The sequence below is a fragment of the Salipiger sp. ABN3_019 genome (genome assembly GCF_056158605.1).
Genome location: NZ_JBSWTP010000009.1, coordinates 2,794,141 through 2,816,625, shown reverse-complemented (window position 1 = coordinate 2,816,625; position 22,485 = coordinate 2,794,141). Strand labels below are relative to the sequence as shown.

25 protein-coding genes are annotated in these 22,485 nt (G+C 67.2%); 20 read left to right on the top strand and 5 right to left on the bottom strand.

The window, feature by feature from the left end; genetic code table 11:
* Positions 1–7 precede the first annotated feature (7 nt).
* From ribD to ACXAD2_RS21800, 4 genes are all read right to left on the bottom strand, one after another.
* Positions 8–1,096, bottom strand: a complete 1,089-nt coding sequence (gene ribD, locus ACXAD2_RS21815; protein WP_475174687.1) for a bifunctional diaminohydroxyphosphoribosylaminopyrimidine deaminase/5-amino-6-(5-phosphoribosylamino)uracil reductase RibD — start codon at positions 1,094–1,096, stop codon at positions 8–10.
* A gap of 25 nt (positions 1,097–1,121) precedes the next feature.
* Positions 1,122–1,589, bottom strand: a complete 468-nt coding sequence (gene nrdR / locus ACXAD2_RS21810) for a transcriptional regulator NrdR (RefSeq protein WP_475174685.1) — start codon at positions 1,587–1,589, stop codon at positions 1,122–1,124.
* A gap of 212 nt (positions 1,590–1,801) precedes the next feature.
* Entirely contained in the window at positions 1,802–2,209 is a 408-nt protein-coding gene (locus ACXAD2_RS21805; RefSeq protein ID WP_475174682.1) for a secondary thiamine-phosphate synthase enzyme YjbQ, read from the bottom strand.
* Between the two features lie 126 nt (positions 2,210–2,335).
* A complete protein-coding gene (locus ACXAD2_RS21800) occupies positions 2,336–2,587 on the bottom strand; it encodes a hypothetical protein (protein WP_475174680.1) in 252 nt (83 codons plus the stop codon).
* Between the two features lie 320 nt (positions 2,588–2,907).
* Here ACXAD2_RS21800 and ACXAD2_RS21795 point away from each other — a divergent pair, with 320 nt between their 5' ends.
* The 15 genes from ACXAD2_RS21795 (at position 2,908) to ACXAD2_RS21725 (ending at position 17,283) form a co-directional block, all read left to right on the top strand.
* The gene (locus tag ACXAD2_RS21795) at positions 2,908–3,582 is read left to right on the top strand and encodes an SDR family oxidoreductase (protein WP_475174678.1); all 675 of its coding nucleotides are present in this window, start codon (positions 2,908–2,910) and stop codon (positions 3,580–3,582) included.
* A gap of 186 nt (positions 3,583–3,768) precedes the next feature.
* Entirely contained in the window at positions 3,769–7,182 is a 3,414-nt protein-coding gene (locus ACXAD2_RS21790) for a transglutaminase family protein (protein WP_475174675.1), read from the top strand.
* Between the two features lie 4 nt (positions 7,183–7,186).
* Complete coding sequence (locus tag ACXAD2_RS21785; RefSeq protein ID WP_475174673.1) at positions 7,187–9,592, top strand: circularly permuted type 2 ATP-grasp protein; 2,406 nt, start codon at positions 7,187–7,189, stop codon at positions 9,590–9,592.
* A gap of 24 nt (positions 9,593–9,616) precedes the next feature.
* Entirely contained in the window at positions 9,617–10,495 is an 879-nt protein-coding gene (locus ACXAD2_RS21780) for a transglutaminase family protein (protein WP_475174669.1), read from the top strand.
* Positions 10,496–10,583: 88 nt separating this feature from the next.
* Positions 10,584–11,573: a hypothetical protein gene (locus ACXAD2_RS21775; RefSeq protein ID WP_475174666.1), complete on the top strand. Its 990-nt coding sequence runs from the start codon at positions 10,584–10,586 to the stop codon at positions 11,571–11,573.
* A gap of 202 nt (positions 11,574–11,775) precedes the next feature.
* Positions 11,776–12,537 carry a sulfite exporter TauE/SafE family protein gene (locus tag ACXAD2_RS21770; protein WP_475174663.1) on the top strand — a complete coding sequence of 254 codons (762 nt, stop codon included), beginning with the start codon at positions 11,776–11,778 and terminating at the stop codon, positions 12,535–12,537.
* 151 nt (positions 12,538–12,688) lie between these two features.
* Positions 12,689–13,591 carry a 2-dehydro-3-deoxygalactonokinase gene (locus tag ACXAD2_RS21765; protein WP_475174660.1) on the top strand — a complete coding sequence of 301 codons (903 nt, stop codon included), beginning with the start codon at positions 12,689–12,691 and terminating at the stop codon, positions 13,589–13,591.
* Positions 13,588–14,208 carry a 2-dehydro-3-deoxy-6-phosphogalactonate aldolase gene (locus tag ACXAD2_RS21760; protein ID WP_475174657.1) on the top strand — a complete coding sequence of 207 codons (621 nt, stop codon included), beginning with the start codon at positions 13,588–13,590 and terminating at the stop codon, positions 14,206–14,208. Before ACXAD2_RS21765 ends, ACXAD2_RS21760 begins: the two co-directional genes overlap by 4 nt.
* A 47-nt stretch (positions 14,209–14,255) precedes the next feature.
* Complete coding sequence (gene tsaA, locus ACXAD2_RS21755) at positions 14,256–14,756, top strand: tRNA (N6-threonylcarbamoyladenosine(37)-N6)-methyltransferase TrmO (RefSeq protein ID WP_475174654.1); 501 nt, start codon at positions 14,256–14,258, stop codon at positions 14,754–14,756.
* Between the two features lie 180 nt (positions 14,757–14,936).
* Entirely contained in the window at positions 14,937–15,779 is an 843-nt protein-coding gene (locus ACXAD2_RS21750) for an urease accessory protein UreD (protein ID WP_475174652.1), read from the top strand.
* Between the two features lie 3 nt (positions 15,780–15,782).
* A complete protein-coding gene (locus ACXAD2_RS21745; protein ID WP_066101594.1) occupies positions 15,783–16,085 on the top strand; it encodes an urease subunit gamma in 303 nt (100 codons plus the stop codon).
* A gap of 63 nt (positions 16,086–16,148) precedes the next feature.
* Positions 16,149–16,316 carry a hypothetical protein gene (locus ACXAD2_RS21740; RefSeq protein ID WP_193789509.1) on the top strand — a complete coding sequence of 56 codons (168 nt, stop codon included), beginning with the start codon at positions 16,149–16,151 and terminating at the stop codon, positions 16,314–16,316.
* On the top strand, positions 16,313–16,618 hold the full coding sequence (locus ACXAD2_RS21735) for an urease subunit beta (RefSeq protein ID WP_066101592.1): 306 nt from the start codon (positions 16,313–16,315) through the stop codon (positions 16,616–16,618). Before ACXAD2_RS21740 ends, ACXAD2_RS21735 begins: the two co-directional genes overlap by 4 nt.
* A gap of 34 nt (positions 16,619–16,652) precedes the next feature.
* Positions 16,653–16,982 (top strand): antifreeze protein, encoded by a 330-nt coding sequence (locus ACXAD2_RS21730; RefSeq protein ID WP_066106634.1) that lies wholly within the window; start codon positions 16,653–16,655, stop codon positions 16,980–16,982.
* 58 nt (positions 16,983–17,040) lie between these two features.
* On the top strand, positions 17,041–17,283 hold the full coding sequence (locus ACXAD2_RS21725) for a hypothetical protein (protein WP_475174644.1): 243 nt from the start codon (positions 17,041–17,043) through the stop codon (positions 17,281–17,283).
* Between the two features lie 97 nt (positions 17,284–17,380).
* Here the strand turns inward: ACXAD2_RS21725 and ACXAD2_RS21720 are convergent, their stop codons facing one another.
* On the bottom strand, positions 17,381–18,226 hold the full coding sequence (locus tag ACXAD2_RS21720) for a c-type cytochrome (RefSeq protein WP_475174640.1): 846 nt from the start codon (positions 18,224–18,226) through the stop codon (positions 17,381–17,383).
* A 43-nt stretch (positions 18,227–18,269) separates the two neighbouring features.
* Here ACXAD2_RS21720 and ACXAD2_RS21715 point away from each other — a divergent pair, with 43 nt between their 5' ends.
* From ACXAD2_RS21715 to ACXAD2_RS21695, 5 genes are all read left to right on the top strand, one after another.
* Positions 18,270–18,707 carry a lysozyme inhibitor LprI family protein gene (locus ACXAD2_RS21715; protein ID WP_475174635.1) on the top strand — a complete coding sequence of 146 codons (438 nt, stop codon included), beginning with the start codon at positions 18,270–18,272 and terminating at the stop codon, positions 18,705–18,707.
* Positions 18,708–18,726: 19 nt separating this feature from the next.
* Positions 18,727–20,475, top strand: a complete 1,749-nt coding sequence (ureC, locus tag ACXAD2_RS21710; protein ID WP_475174632.1) for an urease subunit alpha — start codon at positions 18,727–18,729, stop codon at positions 20,473–20,475.
* Between the two features lie 440 nt (positions 20,476–20,915).
* Positions 20,916–21,134 carry a DUF1127 domain-containing protein gene (locus ACXAD2_RS21705; protein WP_066101580.1) on the top strand — a complete coding sequence of 73 codons (219 nt, stop codon included), beginning with the start codon at positions 20,916–20,918 and terminating at the stop codon, positions 21,132–21,134.
* 138 nt (positions 21,135–21,272) lie between these two features.
* Positions 21,273–21,839 (top strand): urease accessory protein UreE, encoded by a 567-nt coding sequence (gene ureE, locus ACXAD2_RS21700; protein WP_475174626.1) that lies wholly within the window; start codon positions 21,273–21,275, stop codon positions 21,837–21,839.
* Positions 21,829–22,464 (top strand): urease accessory protein UreF, encoded by a 636-nt coding sequence (locus tag ACXAD2_RS21695; protein WP_475174621.1) that lies wholly within the window; start codon positions 21,829–21,831, stop codon positions 22,462–22,464. Before ureE ends, ACXAD2_RS21695 begins: the two co-directional genes overlap by 11 nt.
* The last annotated feature ends 21 nt before the right edge of the window (positions 22,465–22,485 follow it).

The window sequence follows — 22,485 nt, the reverse complement described above, 5'->3', positions numbered from 1 at the left end:
CGGCCTTCTACCTCAGCCAGCGGTGCATCACGTCGTTGCCCAGCACCCGCGTCTCCACCAGCCGGAAGCGCGGCGCTTCGGCCAGCGTGTCGACGCCCATCGCGCCGATGCCCGGACGCCCTTCGGCGCCAAGCGCCATACCGGCGGTGAACCCGACCAACTCATCGACCATGTCAGCTGCCAGCAGTGACGCGGCAAGCTGACCGCCGCCCTCGCAGAACACCCGTGTCAGCCCCTTGGCGCCAAGCGCGGACAGCAGCGCATTCGGCTCGAGCCGCCCGGCGGCGACACGGCTTTGTAGCAGGGTCGCGCCGCAGCTGTTCCAGGCGCGGCGGGTTTCCGTTGCCGCCTCCGAGCCATGCACGATCCACACAGGCACCTCGCGCGCGGTCGAGGCGAGACGGCTCATCAGCGGCACGTCGATCAGCCGCGAGGCGATCACCCGCACCGGCTGCTGCACCTCGCCCCAGCCGCGCACGGTGAGGTCGGGATCGTCCGAGCGCGCGGTCCCTGCGCCGACCATCACCGCGTCATGGCTGGCGCGCAGCCCATGCACGGCGCGCCGCGCCTCGGGGCCGGTGATCCAGCGGCTCTCGCCGGTGGCGGTGGCGATGCGCCCGTCAAAACTGCTCGCCAGTTTCAGCGTGACCCAAGGGCGGCCCTGTTCGGTCTTGAGGAAAAAGCCCGCGTGGTCATGCGCGGCCTCGGCAGCCATGACGCCCGTGGTGACCTCGATCCCCGCCCGGCGCAGCATCTCAAATCCGGCCCCCGCGACGCGCGGATCGCTGTCGGCCAGCGGTGCGACGACCCGCGCCACGCCCGCGGCAATCAGCGCCGAGGCGCAGGGCGGGGTCTTGCCATGATGCGAGCAGGGTTCGAGCGTGACATAGGCGGTGGCGCCTTTGGCAAGAGGCCCGGCTTCACCCAGCGCCATGGCCTCGGCATGGGGCCGACCGCCGGGCTGGGTCCAGCCGCGGCCGACAACACGGCCCTCGCGCACCAGCACGCAGCCGACCGCCGGATTGGGCCAGCACTTGCCCATTCCCCGCCGCCCGAGGCGCAGGGCATGGGCCATGTGTCGGGCGTCGTCGGTCACCTGCGCGCTCTCACCCCTGCGCTGTTCACTTGTCAGACGCGGCGCCGGGGCGCAGTTCGCTGACGAATTTGTCGAAATCGTCCGCAGCCTGGAAGTTCTTGTAGACGCTGGCGAAGCGCACATAGGCCACGGTGTCGATCCGGGCGAGCGTTTCCATCACGATCTCGCCGATCTGCTTGGACTGGATGTCGGTCTCGCCAAGGCTTTCGAGGCGGCGCACCACACCCGAGATCATCTGATCGACGCGCTCGGGCTCGATCGGGCGTTTCTGCAGGGCGATGCGGATCGAACGCTCAAGCTTGTCGCGGTCGAAATCTTCGCGTCGGCCATTGGATTTGATCACCACGAGGTCGCGCAGCTGCACTCGCTCGTAGGTGGTGAACCGTCCGCCGCAGGCCGGGCAAAAGCGCCGCCGGCGGATCGAGACGTGATCCTCAGCAGGGCGCAAGTCCTTCACCTGGGTGTCGATATTTCCACAAAACGGGCAGCGCATCGCAGTCCCCCATCACTTCGTTCCGCCGTAGGTATGAGGTTATCCCCCATTTATCCACAGCCACTATAGGGGAGCGCCCAGAAATTGGGTAGAGGTCAATTTCACCCGCAAGATGAAGGGCGTGGAAAAAGCGGTTTCCGTGGGGAAAATGCCGCGAAAACGTTCTGCAGAAGGAAAATCCGCCGCTGCCGGGACGCTTTCGGAGCGATTTTTCACGGCCCCATATGCGCGATCACCTCGCGCCGGTGCGGCAGCTCGCGGTGCTCGAACACATAGATGCCCTGCCATGTCCCCAGCCCGAGCCGCCCGTCGCTGACCGGGATAGACAGCGACACGGGCATCATCGCGGCCTTGATATGCGCGGGCATGTCGTCGGGCCCTTCGTAGGTATGCGTCAGGTACTGCATCGAAGGATCGGTGCTGGGCGGGACGAGGCGGTGGAAATAGGCGGTGAGGTCGCTGCGCACCTCGGGGTCGGCATTCTCTTGGATCAGCAGCGAGGCCGAGGTGTGCCGGATAAAGAGGGTCAGCAGTCCGGTGCCGTGCACCCACGCAGCGACATCGCGGGTGAATTCATAAAGGCCCGGGCCGCTCGTCTGGATGGTAAAACTTGTCTGCATGGCGCTCCCTTCTGGTTGGGCGGCCGCCCGATCGCACAGGATCACACCGGGCCGGGCGCTTCTTGCCTAGCAAGCGGCGCCTGTCATGGCCAGCGCGGGAAGGGGGCTATGCGGAAACGGGACCGATCAAACGGTGTCAGCGACGCAGCGCACCTGCGGCAAGTCGTCATTGCCACCAAAGAGGAGAGGGGTGCCATCGTCGGCCACCGCGGGCATGGAGCCCATCTGTTTCAGCTGCGCCTTGCAGGCGGCCAGTTCGTTCGGAGCAACTTCGATTTCGATCACCGTAGGGCCGTCGGAGGACAGCGCCTCGTTTGCGGCATAGGCGGCAACGGCACTGCAGATAGCGGCGGCGGTCAGCACGGCGAGGCGGGTCATCGTAAGTCTCCTTGACTGGTCAACAAGTAAAGGCTGCTCGGCAATAAAACGCCGGCACCCGCAAATCGTTCCCCCGGACAGTTTCCCGGGCGATCCCTCTGGGCAGTTTCCCGGCCGCCCCCGGTCATTCCTCCGGGTGCCGCGTGATCCTGCGCGAGCGGTTCCTCAAGGCGGGCGGCCACAGCACCGGCGGTCATGGGCGCAGCGGTGAAACGCCCTAGCTTGCCGGTCAGCCCGCCGGGCGCCCCAGCGGGTCTGAAAGCACCGCGAGCCCGCCGGCACTTTGAGTGTGAGACGAATTTGCTACGGGAGGATTAATCATGACGCGCAAGACCCTCTTCATCACCGGTGCCTCCTCGGGCATCGGCGCCGAAACCGCCCGCGCGGCGGTCGAGAATGGCTGGAACGTCGGGCTTTTTGCGCGCTCGGCGGACAAATTGGCGGATCTCGAAAAAGAGCTCGGCACATATGCGCTGGCGCTGCCGGGCGATGCTTCATCGCTGGAAGAGCAGACCGAGGCGATGGCCAAGCTTGCCAGGCATTTTGGTGACGTGAACGCGGCCTTCGCCAATGCGGGCACGGGGCTGTCTCAGTCAGGCACGCGCAAGGGCGACCCCGAGGAATGGGAGCTGCTGGTGCGGCTCAACGTGCTGGGTGTGCTGTGGACCGCCAAGGCCGCCTCTGCCTATTTCGTGAAGAACCGGGGGCACCTGCTGCTGACCGGCTCGGCGGCGGGGCGCACGCATATCAAGGGCTCTGTCTATGGTGCCAGCAAATGGTTCGTGCATGGCTACGGTGGCAATCTCGCCGAGGAGTTCCGCGAGTGGGGCGCGCGGGTGACGGTTATCGCGCCGGGCATGGTCGACACGCCGTTCTTTGACGAGGGCAAGCCGGACAAGCTCAAGCCCGAGGACATCGCGCGTTCTGTCATCTTCGCGATGAATGCGGACCCGCGCGCCGACGTGCGCGAGATCTTCGTCATGCCGGTGAACTGACGGTGAACTGACGGCGATCTGGCGCGGATAAGCCGCCCTAAGCGATACTGCCGCAGCGCCCGCCGAACGGGCGGTGCGGTCACAGCAGCCGGCCGGCTCCGGCGCAAGGCCTCACGCAAGGCTTTACAATAACCGGCCAAGCCGCTCAGGTGTGGGGAGTTTCCCTCACGTAGCGGACCTTTGCGAATGGCGATTACGGCAAGCATCTACCACCTGACGCATTACAAATATGACCGCCCGGTCAGCCTCGGGCCACAGATCATTCGCCTTCGCCCGGCGCCACACTCTCGCACGCGGGTCATCTCGCATTCGCTGCGGGTCTCGCCCTCGGCGCATTTCGTCAATCACCAGCAAGACCCCTATGGCAACTGGCTGGCGCGTTTCGTCTTTCCCGAGCCGGTGACCGAGTTCAAGATCGAGGTCGATCTGGTCGCCGATATGACGGTCTACAACCCGTTCGACTTTTTCGTCGACGAGAGCGCCGAAGCCTTTCCCTTCGAGTATTCGCAGGATTTCTCCGAAGACCTGTCGATCTACCGCACGCCCGAGCAGGCCGGTCCGCGCCTGCAGGCCTATCTCGACAAGATCGAAAAGAGCGCGCCGCGCACGGTGGATTTCCTCGTCGGGCTGAACGCGCGGCTGGAGCAGGACATCGGCTATATCGTCCGCATGGAGCCGGGGGTGCAGACCCCCGAGGAAACGCTGCAACTGGCCAAAGGGTCGTGCCGCGACACCTCGTGGCTGCTGGTGCAGATCCTGCGCCACCTTGGCTTTGCGGCGCGCTTCGTGTCGGGCTATCTGATCCAGCTGAAGCCCGATCTGGTCTCGCTCGACGGGCCCGCAGGCACCGATCACGATTTTACCGACCTGCACGCATGGTGTGAGGTCTATATTCCCGGCGCGGGCTGGATCGGTCTCGATCCGACCTCGGGGCTGCTCACCGGCGAAAGCCACATCCCGCTGGCCGCGACACCGCATTACCGCAACGCCGCGCCGATCGTCGGCGGCTATTCTGCGCCGCCCGACACCCAGACCGAGTTCGCCTTCGACATGCAAGTGCATCGCATGGCCGAGCATCCGCGCATCACCAAACCCTTCTCGGACGAGGCGTGGCAGGCGCTCGACAAGCTGGGGCATGAGGTGGATGCGGAGTTGCAGAAGCAGGACATGCGGCTGACCATGGGCGGCGAGCCCACCTTCGTGTCGATCGACGATTTCGAGAGCGCCGAGTGGAACACCGCTGCCGTCGGCCCGCAGAAGCGCGGGCTTGCCGACACGCTGATCCGCCGCCTGCGCGAGCGTTTTGCGCCGGGTGGCTTTCTGCACTACGGGCAGGGCAAATGGTATCCGGGCGAGACGCTGCCGCGCTGGACCTTCTCGCTTTACTGGCGGCGTGATGGCAAGCCGGTGTGGAAGAACCCCGATCTGGTCGCACAGGAAAGCGCCACCGGCGCCGATGCCGAGAAGGCCGACGCCTATATGACGCGCTTTGCCGAGAACCTCGGGCTTGGCGGGGATTACGTGCATCCCGCCTATGAAGACCCGGTGGAGTGGATCCTCAAGGAAGCCGACCTTCCAATGAACGTCACGCCTGAGGATTCCAAACTCAAGGATCCCGAGACCCGCGCCCGCATCGCCCGGGTCTTCAACCGAGGGCTCGACCGGCCCGCAGGTTTCATCCTGCCGCTGCAGCGCTGGCAGTCGAAGGCGACGGGCCCCAAGTGGCGCTCGGAGCATTGGAAGACCCGGCGCGGCCATCTCTTCCTGATCCCCGGCGACAGCCCTGTGGGCTTCCGCCTGCCGCTGGGCGCGCTGCCCTTCGTGCCGCCCTCGGCGTATCCTTATGTCTATCCCACCGATCCCAGCGTGCCGCAGACCGACCTGCCGGATTTCCACGCGGCGCAGGCCGACCGGCGCGCGCGGCTGATGGAAGAGCTGGAGCGCATCGCCGCCGAAGAGCGCGAGGCCGCCGCGATGCTGCCCGAGGTGACGCCCGAGCACAGCCAGCCGGTGTCTGAAGCGCGCGACGTGGGGCGGCGGCAGAAGATCATGGAGCAGGGCGTGGACCCGGCGGGCGGCGCTGTGCGCACCGCCATCGCCATCGAACCGCGCGACGGGCGGCTCTGTCTCTTCATGCCGCCGGTCGAGGACCTCGAGGATTATCTCGATCTTTTGGCCGCCGCAGAGGCGACTGCCGAAGATCTGGGCCTGCCGATCCATATCGAGGGCTACACGCCTCCGCATGATGCGCGGATGAACGTGATCCGCGTCGCACCCGATCCGGGCGTCATCGAGGTGAACATCCACCCCGCGCACAGCTGGGAGGACTGCAAGGAGATCACCAGCGCGGTTTACGAGGAGGCCCGCGAGTGCCGCCTTGGTGCCGACAAGTTCATGATCGACGGCAAGCACACCGGAACGGGCGGCGGCAACCACGTGGTGGTCGGCGGCGAGACACCGAACGACTCGCCCTTCCTGCGCCGCCCGGACCTGATGCGCTCGATGATCCTGCACTGGCTGCGGCATCCGTCGCTGAGCTATCTCTTCTCTGGCCTCTTTATCGGCCCGACCTCGCAGGCCCCGCGCATCGACGAGGCGCGGCATGACAGCCTGTACGAGCTGGAGATCGCGCTCGCGCATTTCCCGGCGCCGGGGCAGGGCGAGCCGCCGCTGCCGTGGCTCACCGACCGGCTGCTGCGCAACATGCTGATCGACGTGACCGGCAACACCCACCGGGCCGAGATCTGCATCGACAAGCTCTACTCCCCCGACGGTCCCACCGGACGCCTCGGTCTGGTGGAATTCCGTGGCTTCGAGATGCCGCCCGACGCCAAGATGAGCCTTGCGCAGCAGGTGCTCATCCGGGCGCTGCTGGCGCGGTTCTGGAAGTCGCCCATTCAGGGCAAACCCGTGCGCTGGGGCACCACGCTGCATGACCGCTTCATGCTGCCGCATTTCGTCTGGGAAGACTTCCTCGATGTGCTGCGCGACCTGGGCGATCACGGTTTCACCTTCCGCCCCGAATGGTACGAGGCGCAGCGCGAGTTCCGCTTCCCCTTCGCGGGCGAGGTCGACTACGAGGGCGTGCACCTCGAACTGCGGCAGGCGCTGGAGCCGTGGCATGTGCTCGGCGAGCGCGGCGCCATCGGCGGCACCGTGCGTTACACCGACAGTTCGGTCGAGCGCATGCAGGTGCAACTGACGGCGACCGAGCCGGGCCGCTACATCGTCGCCTGCAACGGGCGGCAGGTGCCAATGGCCGCCACGGGGGCCTCGGGCGTCAATGTGGGCGGCGTGCGCTTCAAGGCGTGGCAGCCCGCCGAGGCGCTGCACCCGACGCTGCCGGTGAACGCGCCGCTGACCTTCGACATCTTTGATACGTGGACCGGGCGGGCGCTGGGCGGCTGCCGCTATCACGTGGCGCATCCGGGGGGGCGCAATTACGACACCTTCCCGGTCAATACCAACGAGGCTGACGCGCGCAGGCTTGCCCGGTTCGAGAAACTGGGGCACACGCCGGGCAGCTATTGGCCCGCGCCCGAGACGCCCCATCCGGAGTTCCCGATGACCCTCGATCTGCGCCGCCTGCCGGGGATCTGATGCCGTGGAGGCAAAGACGACACAGCCGCTGCCGGAACGGGTGGCGAAACTTCTGAAAGGCTACAGCCCGCCGCCGGGTGTGGCCGACGAGCTGTTGCGCCGCGACGGCTCGCTGCGGCCGGCGTGGCAGCCGCTGATCCGCCACCTCGCCGGGCAGAGCGCCGAGACCCGTGCCCGCGCCTTTGCGCGCGGCGATCAGTATCTCGACGACACCGGCGTCTATTTCCGCCAGCACATTGGCGAGGGCTCGACCGAACGGCGCTGGCCGCTGAGCCATGTGCCCGTGGTGATCTCGTCCAGCGAGTGGGAGAAGCTCTCGGAAGGCATCGTGCAGCGCGCCGAACTGCTCGAGAAAGTGATGGCCGATCTCTACGGGCCGGGGCAACTGGTGCAGGACGGGCACCTTCCGGCGGACCTTGTGGCGCGCAATCCCGAGTGGTTGCGCCCGGTGGTGGGCATCCAGCCGCGCTCGGGGCATTTCCTGCATTTCCTCGCCTTCGAGATTGGCCGCTCGCCCGACGGCTCGTGGCTGGTGCTGGGCGACCGGACGCAGGCCCCCTCGGGCGCAGGCTTTGCGCTGGAGAACCGCATGGCGACGGGGCGGGTGTTTCACGACCTCTTCCCCAAGGCCAATGTAGAGCGGCTGGCGGGGTTCTTCCGCAGCTTCCGCGACGCGATGATCGACCTGCGCGCGAATGAGGGCGGCCGGGTCGCCATCCTCACACCTGGGCAGCACACAGACACCTATTACGAGCACGCCTATATCGCCCGCTACCTCGGCTTCATGCTGCTCGAATGCGAGGACATGGCGGTCAAGCAGGGGCAGCTCAAGGTGCGGACCGTGGCAGGCGACGAGCCGGTCTCGGTGCTGTGGCGGCGGCTCGATGCGCGTTTCGCCGACCCGCTGGAACTGGACGAAAGCTCGGCGCTCGGCACGCCCGGCATGGTCTCGGCACTGCGCTCGGGCGCGATCACCATGGTCAATTGCCTCGGGTCCGGGGCGCTGGAGTCGCGCGCGCTCATGGCCTTCCTGCCGCGCATCTGCGAGGCGCTGACCGGCGCGCCGCTGAAACTGCCCAACATCGCCACGTGGTGGTGCGGACAATCGTCCGAGCGCGCCTATGTGCGCGACAACCTGCAGCGCATGATGATCGGCCCGGCCCAATCCACCAAGCTGCCCTTCGACATAGACGCAGGCACCGCGCTTGGCGGACAGTTCCGCTGCGGCGCAGATGGCTCGGTCTCGGAGTGGCTGGAGCGCGAAGGCGAGGGGCTGGTGGGCCAAGAGGCGGTGACGCTCTCGACCACGCCCGCGATGGTCGAGGGGCATCTGGTGCCGCGCCCGATGGTGGTGCGGGTGTTTGCCGCCCGCACGCCCGAGGGTTGGACGGTGATGCCCGGCGGCTACGCCCGCATCGGGCGCAGCGACGATCCGACCGCGCTTGCGATGCAGGCGGGCGGCTCGGTCGCCGATGTCTGGATCACCGCTGACGCCCCGGTCACCAGCGAGACGCTTGCGCCGCGCGACAAGGGGCCGTTCCTGCGCCGCCAGCCCGCGCAGCTGCCCGCACGTGCCGCGGACAACCTTTATTGGCTGGGCCGCTACGTCGAGCGCGCCGAGATCGGTGTGCGCCAGATCCGCGCCTATCACCTGCGGCTCGAAGATTACGGACCCGACGCCCTGCCGCTGGTCGAAAGCCTCGCCAAATTCCTCGCAGGCTTCGGGCTCGACCCGTCGGAAGAGCCGGTGCCGCCGGGGCTGCTGCAGCTCTTTGACGTCTCGCGCGGCTGCGCCTCTAAGGTGCGCGACCGTTTCTCCACCGACGGCTGGAACGCGCTGTCCGATCTGGCCGCTACCGCGCGCGAGGTCGCCGAAGGCTGCCACCCCGGCGACGATGCCGCCCGCGCCATGAGCCTGCTGCTGCGGCGCATCGCGGGCTTCTCGGGTCTGGTACACGAAAACATGTTCCGCTTCCTTGGCTGGCGCTTTCTCACCGCCGGGCGTGCGCTGGAGCGCACGGACCAGATGGCGGCCTTCCTTGCCACATTCACCGATGCGAAGGCGCCGCAGGGCGGGCTCGATCTGACGGTTGAAGTGGGCGACAGCGTGATGACCCACCGCCGCCGCTATTCGGTCGAGACCTCGCGCGAGACGGTGATCGACCTGCTGGCGCTGGACGCGGGCAACCCGCGCTCGATGCTGTTCCAGATGGATGTGCTTTTGGCCGAGGAAGAGCGCATCCGCGCCGCCAGTGGCCATCAGATGGAAGAGGCAGGGCGGCGCATCCTGATGCTGCGCACCGCGCTTGCGGTGGCGGAACCGGCAGAGATCACCCCGGCTCGGCTGCGCGGCTTCCGCAGCGATCTGGCGGCGATCTCGCACGCGCTGACTGCGCAATACCTCAGCTGACACCCCAGCCAACGGAAGCGCGGCATGTCTCAGACCTACGATATCTCGCTGAAGATCACCTATGAATACGCGAGCCCCGCGGGTGCCAGCCGGACGCTGCTGCGCATGCTGCCGCGCGATCTGCCGGGCCAGCAGCTGATTTCGGGCCGGGTCAGCGCCGCGCCCGCGCCAAACTGGCGTCGCGACGGGATGGATTTCTTCGGCAATCCCACCTGCGAGATGGCCCACGACATGCGCCTGAGCGAGATCACCTTTGCCTTCGCGGGCCGGGTGCGCCGGGCACGGCCCATCGCCGGGCTCGATCTGTCGGGCAGCTGGCAGGCGCTGGCGCAGGATCTCGCCGCGCTGCGCAGCATCGCCCCGGAGAGCCCGCATCATTTCCTCGGACCCTCGCCGCGCCTGCCCGCCGCGCCAGAGATCGCCGCCTTCGCGCGCGAAACGGTCACCGAGGCGATGTCGGCGCAGGCGGCGGTCGAGGCGATCAGCGCGCGGCTGCATGCGGATTTTGCCTTCGACCCCGAGGCCACCGAGGTCACCACCACCGCAATCGAGGCCTTCCGTGCCCGCCGCGGGGTCTGTCAGGACATCAGCCATGTGATGATCACGGCGCTGCGCGCGGTGGGCATTCCCGCGGGCTATGTTTCGGGCTTCCTGCGCACGCTGCCGCCTGAAGGCCAGCCCCGCCTCGAAGGTGCCGACGCTATGCATGCCTGGGTGCGGGCGTGGTGCGGGGCCGAGACCGGCTGGATCGAGATCGACCCGACCAACGACATGCTCGCCGGGGCGGATCACGTCACCGTCGCCTATGGGCGCGACTATTCGGATGTGGCGCCGACGCGCGGCTCGCTGCGCTCCGAAGGCAGCCATGTGACCACCCATCAGGTGGATGTGGTGCCGGTGTAGCGGCCGATCCGATCCGGCGGCGTTGACGTTTGCTCAACCTCTTTGCCGCTATCCTCCACGCGCAACGGGCAGCGGGCAAGGATGCGCCATGCGACGGATCGACGAGAAACTGGCGAAGATCGCGCGCGGTCGCTACGGGCCGCGGGATTTCATCCTCACCTTCTGCAAGGATGCCGATCTGATCCGCGGCTGCTCGGCCGCCGGGCGCCTGCCTGACGGGCGGCTGCGCAGCGCGCCGGACTACCGCGCCGACATGCGGCGGGTCATCGAAAGCGATCTGGCCGATATCGTGCTGACTTCGCTGTCCTCCGCAGAGGTCTTCAGCGAAGAGGGGATCTACGCGCGCTCCAACGTCACGCCGGCGGTGCGGCTCAGCGACAATACCGACATCTGGCTGGTGCGCGGCGGGCGCTATGCGCAGTTTCCGGCGCTGCCCTTCCGCTCGTCGCGGCTCGAGAACGTGCGCCCGGTGGCCAACCTCGGGCTCTACGCGCTGAATTTCTACAATGATATCGACATCGACCATGCCACGCTGCGCGCCTATATCGAGTTTCGCGCGCAGGCGACTGCCGTCGGACTGCGCCACTTTTTGCGCGTCGCCGACCCGCCGATCCCGGTCGACACGCTCGAGGCCGAGTATGCCGCCTATCGTAACGACGTGCTGACCCGCAGCCTCTCGGGCATCGCCCGCAAGGAGCGCCCGCTCTTCATCGAGGTCGGCTACCACGGCCCCCGCGCGATGGAGGAATTGGCGGATTGGGATCCGGCAAGGGTCATCTTCGGCCTAACCGGCTGCAGCGAGGGCACGACGCGCGACTGCCTCGAGCGGCTCGCGCAGGCCGAGCGCCACGGCGCCCGCGTCGCCAGTTTCAGCCGTGCCGATTTCCAGTGCGAAGACCCGGTGCTGATGATGCGCGCCATGCGCCGCGTGGTGCGCGAGGGGGTCAGCTCTCTCGAAGCGGCGCAGGCCTATCACGGCGATCTGGAGAAGGCGGGGCTGACCCCACTGCGCCCGCTCAAGGAGGATATCGAACTGACCGTGCCGCTGCTCAGCCGCAACCAGACCCGCGCCGCCTGAGGGGCTCTGCCGCCCGCTAGGGTCCAAGCCTTGCCCGGTCAGGCACGAGCGTAACCTTGATGCCGCGCTGGATCGACCGCGGCGCTGCTGGGGCGCTGAAGGGGCAAGGCGCTGCTCGGGCAAGACGCTGCGCTTTCTGCTTTCCCCCACCCTCCGATATGTCCAGAAAGGGCGGCGCAAAGAGAACGGGGGCACGCAAAATATGGACGACGGCAGCGGGTTCTGGATCGCAGCGGCGCTCGCCACCTATTGCGTCGGCGCCTCGAAAGGCGGGCTGCCGATGATCGCTATGCTCGGCGTGCCGATCCTGTCGCTCTTCACCACGCCTGCCGCCGCGGCGGGGCTCTTGCTGCCGATGTATATCCTCGCGGATCTCTACGCGCTCTGGCTCTTTCGCGGCGAGTTTTCCCGCCGCAACCTCGCCATCCTGATCCCGGCGGCTGCGCTCGGCATCCTGCTCGCCTTCCTCTGCATCTCCCGCGTGCCGCCTGAGGCGGGCAAGCTGCTCGTCGCGCTGGTGGGCGTCTATTACCTGGGCGACGCGCTGCGGCGGCGCTTGGTGCGCGACAGCCGCGCGCGCCCCGCCGATGTGCCGCGCGGCATCTTCTGGGGCGCGCTGGCGGGGTTCACCAGCTATGTCTCCCACGCCGGCGGCCCGCCATTTCAGGCCTACACCCTGCCGCAAAAGCTGCCCAAGATGCGCTTTGCCGGAACCGCGGCCATCCTGTTCGCTTGCATCAACTGGATGAAACTGCCGCCCTATGTGCTGGCCGGGCAGGTGACATGGGGCAGCCTCGGCCATGTGGCGCTGCTCGCCCCGGTGGCACTCTTCGGCGCGTGGTCCGGCCACCGGCTGGTGCGCTGGCTGCCCGAGCGCGCCTTCTTCGCGGCGATCAACACCGCGCTGGCGCTGCTCACCCTGCGCCTGCTGTGGGAGGTGGCCACCGCTTGGGGCTGGCTCTAGGGCCTTCTTCTCTTTCATAAATACGCCGGGGGAGGCGCGCGCAGCGCGGCGGGGGCAGCGCCCCCATATGTCCTGCGGGTCTCCGCGCTTGCACCGCGCGGGGGCGGGCGCTAACACCAACCGGCATTCCAAAATGGGCCGAGGAGGGCACATGACCGACGCAGCGGCAACCGACTGGATCGCGGTGGACTGGGGCACGTCGAACCTGCGCCTGTGGCGCATGGCGGCGGATGGCTCGGTGCTGGAGCGCGTCGAGAGCGACGCGGGCATGGGCCGCCTCTCCCCCGAAGAGTTCGAGCCGACTCTCCTGAGCCTCCTGCCCGACCTGACGGAGCGGACCACGGTGCTGGTCTGCGGCATGGCCGGAGCGCGGCAAGGCTGGATCGAAGCGCCTTACCTCTCTGTCCCCTGCGCGCCGCCGAAAGCGGCGCAGGGCATCGCCGTGCCCACCAAGGACAGCAGGCTCGACGTGCGCATCCTGCCCGGCGTGTCGCAAAACAGCCCTGCCGACGTCATGCGGGGCGAGGAAACGCAGGTCGCGGGCTTTCTGGCGCTCAACCCGCGGTTCGACGGGGTGATCTGCCTGCCCGGCACGCACAGCAAATGGGTGCATGTGAGCGCTGGCGAGATCATCTCGTTCCGCAGCTTCATGACCGGCGAGATCTTCGAGCTGCTGAGCCAGCGCTCGGTGCTGCGGCACGGGCTGGGGCAGGGCTGGGACGATGCGGCCTTTGCCGCGGCGGTGGATCAGGCCATGGGCCGCCCCGCCGGGTTCGCGGCAGAGCTTTTCACCCTGCGCGCCGAGGGGCTGCTGCACGGTCTGTCGCCGGATGCGGCTGCCGCGCGGCTCTCAGGTCTGCTGATCGGCATGGAGCTTTCGGCGGCCAAACCCTACTGGTTGGGCACGAGCGTCGCCCTTCTGGGGGCAAGCAAGCTGGTGGCGCATTACCGCAAAGCGCTCGAGGCGCAGGCGGTACCGGTGCTCATCGCCGATGCCGACCGCATGACGCTGGAAGGGCTGAAGGCGGCCCGCAAAGAGGAGACACAAGAATGACCCGCGAGATCATCGCCATCCTGCGCGGCCTCACGCCCGAGGAAGCGCCCGCCGTGACCGAGGCGCTGATCCGCGCTGGCATCACCAAGATCGAGGTGCCGCTGAACTCGCCGCAGCCGTTCGACTCCATCGCCGCCATGGTGCAGGGCTTTGGCACGCAGGCGATCATCGGCGCGGGTACGGTGCTTGCCCCCGAAGACGTGCTGCGCCTGCAGCAGATCGGCGCGCGCATGGTGGTCTCGCCGGACATGAACCAGCGGGTGATCATGGCGACCAAGAAGGCGGGCATGCTCAGCTATCCCGGCGTGCTGACCCCGACCGAGGCGTTCACCGCGCTGCGCACCGGCGCGGACGGGCTGAAGTTCTTCCCCGCGTCGCTGATCGGTCCAGATGGGCTCAAGGCGATGAAAGCGGTGCTGCCCGAGGGCACGGCAACCTATGCGGTGGGCGGTGTCAGCGCGGGCAATATGGGCGAGTGGCTGGCGGCGGGCGTCACCGGCTTCGGCATCGGCACTTGGCTCTATAAGCCGGGGCGCAGCCTCGATGACCTAACCGCCCGCGCGCGCGAGGTGGTCGCCGCCTATGACGCGGCGCAAAAGACGGAACTGGCGGGCTGACGGCGCGCGCGTTACCCTCCTTGCAAGACGGCACGGAAGGACGCGCGATGAGCCAGGCCACCCAGCAAGCCACGGGGCAAGCCCCCGAGGATGACATCCGTCCGGGCGAAACCGCGATAGACCTGCCGCCCGCTCAGGACGCGCAGCTGCGCTTCATCGGGCGCATCAGAACACCCTTTGCCAGCCGTGCCGATTGCCCGCGGCAGGGCGATCCCGACGGCCCCGAGTGCCGCATCGAGCTTGATCCCGAATGGGCGCCTGCGCTCGACGGGGTGGAGCGGGCCGAACGGCTGCAGCTGCTCTACTGGCTCGACCGTGCCCGCCGCGACCTGCTGACCCAGAGTCCGCGCGGCAGCGACGGCACCCGTGGCACCTTTTCGCTGCGCTCTCCGGTGCGGCCCAATCCGATCGGCATCTCCTCGGTAAAACTGCTGCGGCGCGAGGGCACGGTGCTGGTGGTGCGCGGCCTCGATTGCGTCGATGGCACGCCGCTGCTCGACATCAAACCGGACCGCTGCGCGCATGGAACGCGGCCTCATGGGATGTGATTCAGTTTCGTCCATATTTTGTGCGGATGTCAGATTTTCGCATTCAAAATGCGCATTTGCGTCTCGTGCGCGCGCTTGGGGCAGCCCGCTCGGACGTCGATTGCTTGTGGTTCCCGAAACCCTGAAAGAGGGTCCGCGAGGCAACCGGAGGACAGGTCCATTCCCTATGATCAGCCGCAGATGAGCGCCGCCGGAAGTGCCCCGACTGCGGGCTCGGCGAACCGTGCGCGCGGCAAGGCCCGGATCGCCGCGCGGCGGCGCAACGCGGCCAGTGTCATCGGCGATCTGCATATGTCCGGCAGCTCGAAACTTCTGTTCCCCCGGGCGCAGGACGCGCTGCAGGCGGTCTATCTCAACAGCTCTGGCGGCGTGACCGGCGGCGATGCCTTCGACATCGAGGCGACCGCGCGCGAAGGCGCGCATCTGGCACTGACCACGCAGGCGGCGGAGCGCGTCTATCGCGCGCTGCCCGGCGAGGTTGGGCGGGTGGAGACGCGGCTGCAGATCGAGGCGGGCGCCCGGCTCGACTGGCTGCCGCAGGAGACCATCGTATTCGACGGCGCTGCGCTTGACCGGCGGCTGTCGGTCGAGATGGCCGAGGATGCCCGCTTTTTGCTGTGCGAGCCGCTGATCTTCGGGCGGGCCGCCATGGGCGAGCGCGTGACCGATCTGCGCCACGCCGACCGGATCGACATCCGGCGCGGCGGCAAGCTGGTCTGGGCCGACCGGCTGCGCCTTTTCGGCGATGCGTTCGCGCGGCTTGCCGATCCGGCCATCGCGAGCGGCGCGCAGGCCATGGCAACGGTCGTTCTGGCCGCGCCCGGCGCTGGCGTCCGCGTCGAGGCGCTGCGCGAGATGCTGCCCGAAACCGAAGGGGTGTTTTCCGCCGGTGTCTCGGCGCTCGACCCCGATCTTATTGTGCTGCGCATGCTCGCCATTGACGGGTTCGAGCTGCGCCGTCACCTTTGCCCTGTACTGCGGCGCCTGTCGGGCGCCGAACTCCCAAGACCCTGGATGATCTGACCCATGCAACTGACCCCCCGCGAAAAGGACAAGCTTCTGGTGGCGATGGCCGCCGAGGTGGCCCGCAAGCGCCTCGCGCGCGGCGTGAAGCTCAACTACCCCGAAGCGATCGCGCTGATCACCGACGCGGTGGTCGAAGGCGCGCGCGACGGCCGGTCTGTGGCCGAGATGATGGAAGCGGGCGCGCAGGTCATCACCGCAGAGCAATGCATGGAAGGGGTGCCCGAGATGGTGCACGAGGTGCAGGTTGAGGCCACCTTCCCGGACGGCACCAAGCTGGTGACCGTGCACAATCCTATTCGCTGACCGATCCGCTGACATAGCCGCCTGACCGGGCGGCCCAACACGACAAAGACCACAGGTGAGACGATGAAATACCTCCTTCCGATCATGGCGCTGCCGCTTGCCACCCCCGCCTTCGCGCATCCGGGTGCCCATATGCATCCGCATGGCGCCGAAAGCTGGCTGACCGCAGTGGCGGTGCTGGGCGCGGCGGCCTATGGCGCCTATCGCCTCTATGGCGGTGGCCGCAAATGATCCCCGGCGAGCTCTTTCCGGCAGAGGGCGAGCTGACGCTCAACGAAGGGCGCGAGGCGATCACGCTGATGGTCGCCAATACTGGCGACCGCCCGGTGCAGGTCGGCTCGCATTATCATTTCGCCGAGACCAACCCCGCGCTCGATTTCGACCGCGCCGCTGCGCGCGGCATGCGGCTTGATATCGCGGCGGGCACCGCCGTGCGCTTCGAGCCCGGCCAGCGCCGCGAGGTGCAGCTGATCCCGATCTCGGGCGCGCGCAAGATCTACGGGTTCAACCAGCACGTCATGGGGGCGCTCTGAACGGCGCTTTTCTTTCAGCATAGGGGCGATGGCCATGTTCGAGGCATTCGGGGCACTAACGGGAAGCATGATGCGACTGGGGATGCTCAGCGCCGAGGCGCAGAGCGTGATCGCCCTTAGGATGCTGGGCTTTGCCGGCATGTGGTCGGTGCCCTCGACCGAGGCGTATCGCATGACCGCAGAGAAAGGCCCGGCCTTCGTCCAAGGATGGATGCGCGCCAGTCAGGCGATGATGATGGGGGCCCCCGCGGGCACGGTGATCACCGCCTTTTCCGCGCCGCTTGAGCGCAAGGCGCGCAGCAACCGCAAACGGCTGAGCCGCCGCGGGCCGCAGTTCCGCCCAGGTCAGCGCTCGGGCTGGTGAGGCGCGGCGCGCGCGCCGGGCCCTATGTTCAGGGATTTTGTGTAAGGGGAGCGAGACGATGTTTTTCATGACACCGATGGACTGGGCCGCGATCACCATGCGCAATGCCGCGCAGTTCTACACCCTGCAACTGCAGATGGCGCAAAGCCTCGCTGCCTTCTCACGCCAGCAGGGCGCAGCGTTTGCGCCCATGGCCCGGCCCGCCGCACCTGCCGCCATGGGCATCTGCGGTCCAGTGCGCCTGTCGCTGGTGAAACCCACGTCGCCTGCGAAACCTGCGCCCGCGCGGGCGCAGCTGTGAGCCGGGATCTCGCTTGATCGCCCGTCGTCATATCCCCGTGCGGCCCTTCGGCCAGCGCTCGGCAGTTGCCGCGCCGCACCGTTGCCGAAACGCCCGCTCAGGCGTCGGGCAGTGGCGGCAGGCTGCGCAGGTAGAGGATCACCGCGTCGAGGTCCTCAGCCGTCATCCGCGCCAGATAGCCATAGGGCATGGGCGGCAGCATCGGTGCGCCGTCGGGCCGCTTGCCCTCGGTGATCATGGTCTTCAACTCGTCGTCGCTGTATCCCGCCAGCCCGTCCTCGGAACTGGTCAGATTGGGCGCGGTGACACTGCCCCACGGTCCGTGGAATTCGAACCCGCCCTTGCCAAGATGGTCGCCGTCGAGCATCGGGCCGGTCTCGCCCATCGGCGAGTGACACTCCATGCAATGGCTGACCGCCCGCGCGAGGTATTCGCCGTACTCCACCGTGACCCCGCGCGCGGGCGCGGTGACGCTTTCGACCGGCGGGCCGTACGCCGGGGGCAGGGGAATGTTGTAGACCGAGGCCGGAACCTCGTTCTCGACTGGATCGAGCGTGCGCAGGAAGGCGACGATCGCCGAGAGATTTGCATCCCCCAGATCGCGATACATGGCAAAGGGCATCGGCGCGCCGATCACCGAGCCGTCCGGGCGGAGGCCCTCGCGGATCGCGCGGGCAAGCTCGGCGTCGCTCCAGTCGGCAATGCGTCCGGCGGGCGTGATGTTGGGCGCATAAGCGGTGAACATCGGATTGTCCTCGACCAGCCGCCCGGCCAGTTCCATGTTCATGTCAAAGCCCGCCTCGCCAAAGGGCGTATGGCAGTTGCCGCATCCGGCGGGGCCGCGGACGAGATATTCGCCGCGCGCAATCTCGCTTTCGTCGGCAAGGGCGCCGCCGCAAACGAGCACCGTGCAGGACAGGGTGGAAAAGAACTTGTTAAGCATCGTGAGCTCCTTGCTGTGAAATCGCTGGGAGGAGGGACTGGCCATGACTAAGTTCACGGGTACGTTACCTGCGGCAGGCTGCCGCACCAAGAAGAATTACCGAACCGGAATATTTGCCCCCGCCGCAAGCGGGGCCGCCGCGCTGGCGCTGCTGCTCTGTGGCATGGCGGGCGCCGCATCTGCCGCCTGTAACGAGGCGAAGACGACCATCGAAATGGGCGATTGCGTCCGCGGCGAATATGAGGCGGCGGATCTCGAACTGAACCGCGTCTATGCGCAGCTGAAGGACGCGCGGGACGCGGCCTTCATGGCCAAGGTCCGCGACGCACAGCGCGCGTGGATCCCGTTCCGCGACGCCGCCTGCGACGCCGAAGGCGCGCTTTACGAGGGCGGCTCGCTGCAACCCATCGCGCAGGTGTCCTGCCTGACCAAACTTACCCGGCGTCGCAGCGAAGACCTGCGCACGCTGCTGTCGAACTGACCATCCGAGGAAGACCCACATGCCCGCAACGATTTCCCGCCGCGACTACGCCGCCATGTTCGGCCCGACCACGGGTGACAAGCTGCGCCTTGCCGACACCGATCTGATCATTGAGGTCGAGCGCGACCTCACCGCTTCGCTGGCCGGGGCCGGGCAGGGCGGCAATGGCGCCATCTACGGCGAAGAGGTGAAATTCGGCGGCGGCAAGGTGATCCGCGACGGCATGGGCCAATCGCAATACACCCGTGCCGAAGGGGCGGTGGACACCGTGGTGACCAACGCGCTGATCGTCGACCACACCGGCATCTACAAGGCCGACGTGGGGCTCAAGGACGGGCGCATCGCCAAGATCGGCAAGGCCGGCAACCCCGACACCCAGCCGGGCGTCGACATCATCGTCGGCCCGGGCACAGAGGTGATCGCGGGCGAGGGGCGCATCCTCACCGCTGGCGGCATGGACAGCCACATTCACTATATCTGTCCGCAGCAGATCGAGGACGCGCTGCACTCGGGTCTGACCACCATGCTCGGCGGCGGCACCGGTCCGGCGCATGGCACGCTGGCGACCACCTGCACACCGGGGCCGTGGCACCTTGGCCGGATGATGCAGGCCGCCGATGCCTTCCCGATGAACCTCGCCTTCGCGGGCAAGGGCAACGCGGCGCTGCCCGCGGCGCTGGAAGAGCAGATCAAGGGCGGCGCCTGCTGCCTCAAGCTGCACGAGGACTGGGGCACCACGCCCGCCACCATCGACAACTGCATGAGCGTCGCCGACGCCTGGGACGTGCAGGTGATGATCCACACCGACACGCTCAATGAATTGGGCTTCGTCGAGAATACCGTCGCGGCGATGAAGGGCCGCACCATCCACGCCTTCCACACCGAGGGCGCGGGCGGCGGCCATGCGCCGGACATCATCAAGATCTGCGGCGAAGAGTTCGTGCTGCCCAGCTCGACCAACCCGACCCGCCCGTTCACCACCAACACGCTCGAGGAACACCTCGACATGCTGATGGTCTGCCACCACCTCGACAAGTCAATCCCCGAGGATGTGGCCTTTGCCGAAAGCCGCATCCGCCGCGAGACCATCGCCGCCGAGGACATCCTGCACGATATGGGTGCCTTCTCGATCATTGCTTCGGACAGTCAGGCCATGGGCCGGGTCGGCGAGGTGATCATCCGCACCTGGCAGACCGCCGACAAGATGAAGAAGCAGCGCGGCAAGCTCGCTGAGGAAACCGGCGACAACGACAACTTCCGCGTCCGCCGCTACATCGCCAAATACACCATCAACCCCGCCATCGCCCATGGCATCAGCCAGCACATCGGCTCGATCGAAGAGGGCAAGCGCGCCGATCTGGTGCTGTGGAACCCGGCCTTCTTTGGCGTGAAGCCCGAGATGGTACTGATGGGCGGCACCATCGTCTGCGCGCAAATGGGCGATCCCAACGCCTCGATCCCGACGCCGCAGCCGGTCTACACCCGCCCGATGTGGGGCGCCTATGGCCGCTCGGTCGAGAACTCGGCGGTGATCTTCGTGTCGGAGGCGGCGCAGGCCGACGGGCTGCGTGACAAGCTGGGCCTCGCGAAACAGACCGTGGCGGTGAAGAACACCCGCGGTATCGGCAAGAAGGACCTGATCCTCAACGACGCGCTGCCCGAGGTCGAGGTGAACCCGGAAACCTACGAGGTGCGCGCCAATGGCGAGCTGCTGACCTGCGAGCCCGCGAAAGAGCTGCCGATGGCGCAGCGCTACTTCCTCTACTGAGAGCATCCCGCCGGTCCTGCGGCGGGTCCAAACTTGCTGGCGCCGGTCCCTTCCATGGGGCCGGCGCTTGGCGTATCAGGACTGCAAACTCACGCCATGACCGCGGCGCAAGGGCTGCGCCGCGCGCATGACAGAGCCGAAATCCCCATCTTTGCAAATCGCCAAGATTCTGGGCAGCCTTTCCCCTTGCGCATGGCAGCCCAAAGCTAAATGCCGTGTCTTAAAGGATTTTAACCGCGCTTCGTTCGCAAACTGTCGCTCATTTAGGCGCCTAATTATTTTGCTTCGTCTCGCGGGCGATCTCGGCAACAAAAATATCTGTGATCTCTGCATGGCTTGAAGGCCGGTTATGCAGTTGCAGCATTTGTTGTTCTGCGGGGGGTGCCCTAAATTGGATGACAAGGGAGGAAACCAACACTGAAGCTAGGATAGGTTTCCAAATGGCATTTCTGACTGCAACCGCACGCAACGAACAAGCACCGTTCTTTTCGCGTTTCTTCGCAGCCATCGGCAACGGCCTTGTCTCGATCGGTGAATCGAACCCGCGCCTGCGCAAAATCGAAGCCCTGCAGCGTCTGTCGGACGAGCAGCTGGCCGAGCGTGGCATCCGCCGCGAAGACATCGTGCGCCACGTCTTCCAAGACGTCTTCTATCTCTGAGTGTCTCGGCGCCTCTCGGGCGCTGCAGAACTCGGCATCTCAAGGCCACGCCCCGGAGAACCCGGCGCGTGGCCTTGCCTTTTCCGGCGGTTGGGACGAGGTTGCTGGCGCAATCCTGAAGACCGACGGAGCCTTCCCATGACCTCCCCCGCGCCCGCATTACCCGTGTCCCACGAGATCGCCCGGAAGGGCGCCGCGTCCGAGGCGCATCCCGATGCACCGCTGAGCGTCACGCTCAGCTACGAAGACCGCTTCCTGCGCCGCAAGGTGCTGAAGAGCGATCAGGGAGAAAGCTTCCTTGTGGATCTGGCGCATACCGAAAGCCTCGACGAGGGCGACGCCTTCGTGCTGACCGATGGGCGGGCGGTGCGCGTCGCGGCAGCGGCAGAGCCGTTGCTGGCGGTGAGCGGCGCCGACCTGCCGCGCCTCGCATGGCACATCGGCAACCGTCACACGCCTTGCCAGATCGAAGCCGCGCGGCTGCTGATCCAGCGCGACCACGTGATCCGCGACATGCTGGCCCATATCGGTGCGACGGTGGAAGAGGTGCTCGAGCCCTTCACCCCCGAGGGCGGCGCCTATGGGCATGGCCGCACCCATGGCCACGACCATTCGCATGCGCACAGCCACGGGCACGATCATTCCCATGATCACTCCCACGAGCACTCCCACTCTCACGGTTCCGCGCACACGCATGACCACTGATCCGCTGCTGACGCTGCACCAGCTGTTCTCGCCCTCCTTCCCGGTGGGGGCCTTTGCTTATTCGCACGGGCTCGAGACCTTGGTGCAGGAGGGGCGCATCACCAGCGCCGCGCAGCTTCAGGGCTGGCTCGAGGCGGTGCTGCGTCATGGCGCGGGCTGGAGCGACGTGGTGCTGCTGGCGCATGTGGCGCAGGGCGGCGATGCGACGGAACTGGCCGAGCTTGCCACCGCGCTCTCACCATCGGCCGAGCGGCGGCTCGAGACGGTGAAACAGGGCGAGGCCTTTGCCAGCACGGTGCGCGATCTTTGGCAGGTGGACATCCTGCCCGCGCCCTATCCGGTCGCCGTGGGGCAGGCGGTGCGGGCGCTGGAGCTGCCGCTGCTGCCCGCCGCGCAGCTCTACCTGCAGGCCTTCGCTTCGAACCTTGCCGCTGCCGGCATCCGCCTGATCCCGCTTGGCCAGACCGAGGGGCAGGGCGTCGTGCGCGCGCTCTCGCCGCTGTGCGAGGCGCTGGCAGCGCAGGCGATGACCGCCTCGCTTGACGAGATCGGCGGCTTCTCTCCGGTCTCGGACATTGCCAGCCAGCGCCATGAGGCGCTCTACTCCCGTATCTTCAGATCGTGACACCAATTGTGACGGAGACGA

Excerpts from the sequence above, each read along its gene's own strand:
- ACXAD2_RS21740 (WP_193789509.1), top strand. The coding sequence starts at position 16,149 with ATGAAATACCTCCTTCCGATCATGGCGCTGCCGCTTGCCACCCCCGCC.
- ACXAD2_RS21730 (WP_066106634.1), top strand. The coding sequence starts at position 16,653 with ATGTTCGAGGCATTCGGGGCACTAACGGGAAGCATGATGCGACTGGGG.
- ACXAD2_RS21800 (WP_475174680.1), bottom strand. The coding sequence starts at position 2,587 with ATGACCCGCCTCGCCGTGCTGACCGCCGCCGCTATCTGCAGTGCCGTT.
- ACXAD2_RS21795 (WP_475174678.1), top strand. The coding sequence starts at position 2,908 with ATGACGCGCAAGACCCTCTTCATCACCGGTGCCTCCTCGGGCATCGGC.
- nrdR (WP_475174685.1), bottom strand. The coding sequence starts at position 1,589 with ATGCGCTGCCCGTTTTGTGGAAATATCGACACCCAGGTGAAGGACTTG.
- ACXAD2_RS21715 (WP_475174635.1), top strand. The coding sequence starts at position 18,270 with ATGACTAAGTTCACGGGTACGTTACCTGCGGCAGGCTGCCGCACCAAG.
- ACXAD2_RS21705 (WP_066101580.1), top strand. The coding sequence starts at position 20,916 with ATGGCATTTCTGACTGCAACCGCACGCAACGAACAAGCACCGTTCTTT.
- ureE (WP_475174626.1), top strand. The coding sequence starts at position 21,273 with ATGACCTCCCCCGCGCCCGCATTACCCGTGTCCCACGAGATCGCCCGG.
- ACXAD2_RS21720 (WP_475174640.1), bottom strand. The coding sequence starts at position 18,226 with ATGCTTAACAAGTTCTTTTCCACCCTGTCCTGCACGGTGCTCGTTTGC.
- ACXAD2_RS21775 (WP_475174666.1), top strand. The coding sequence starts at position 10,584 with ATGCGACGGATCGACGAGAAACTGGCGAAGATCGCGCGCGGTCGCTAC.
- ACXAD2_RS21745 (WP_066101594.1), top strand. The coding sequence starts at position 15,783 with ATGCAACTGACCCCCCGCGAAAAGGACAAGCTTCTGGTGGCGATGGCC.
- ACXAD2_RS21780 (WP_475174669.1), top strand. The coding sequence starts at position 9,617 with ATGTCTCAGACCTACGATATCTCGCTGAAGATCACCTATGAATACGCG.
- ACXAD2_RS21695 (WP_475174621.1), top strand. The coding sequence starts at position 21,829 with ATGACCACTGATCCGCTGCTGACGCTGCACCAGCTGTTCTCGCCCTCC.
- ACXAD2_RS21760 (WP_475174657.1), top strand. The coding sequence starts at position 13,588 with ATGACCCGCGAGATCATCGCCATCCTGCGCGGCCTCACGCCCGAGGAA.
- tsaA (WP_475174654.1), top strand. The coding sequence starts at position 14,256 with ATGAGCCAGGCCACCCAGCAAGCCACGGGGCAAGCCCCCGAGGATGAC.
- ACXAD2_RS21805 (WP_475174682.1), bottom strand. The coding sequence starts at position 2,209 with ATGCAGACAAGTTTTACCATCCAGACGAGCGGCCCGGGCCTTTATGAA.
- ACXAD2_RS21750 (WP_475174652.1), top strand. The coding sequence starts at position 14,937 with ATGAGCGCCGCCGGAAGTGCCCCGACTGCGGGCTCGGCGAACCGTGCG.
- ureC (WP_475174632.1), top strand. The coding sequence starts at position 18,727 with ATGCCCGCAACGATTTCCCGCCGCGACTACGCCGCCATGTTCGGCCCG.
- ACXAD2_RS21790 (WP_475174675.1), top strand. The coding sequence starts at position 3,769 with ATGGCGATTACGGCAAGCATCTACCACCTGACGCATTACAAATATGAC.
- ACXAD2_RS21770 (WP_475174663.1), top strand. The coding sequence starts at position 11,776 with ATGGACGACGGCAGCGGGTTCTGGATCGCAGCGGCGCTCGCCACCTAT.
- ACXAD2_RS21765 (WP_475174660.1), top strand. The coding sequence starts at position 12,689 with ATGACCGACGCAGCGGCAACCGACTGGATCGCGGTGGACTGGGGCACG.
- ACXAD2_RS21725 (WP_475174644.1), top strand. The coding sequence starts at position 17,041 with ATGTTTTTCATGACACCGATGGACTGGGCCGCGATCACCATGCGCAAT.
- ACXAD2_RS21735 (WP_066101592.1), top strand. The coding sequence starts at position 16,313 with ATGATCCCCGGCGAGCTCTTTCCGGCAGAGGGCGAGCTGACGCTCAAC.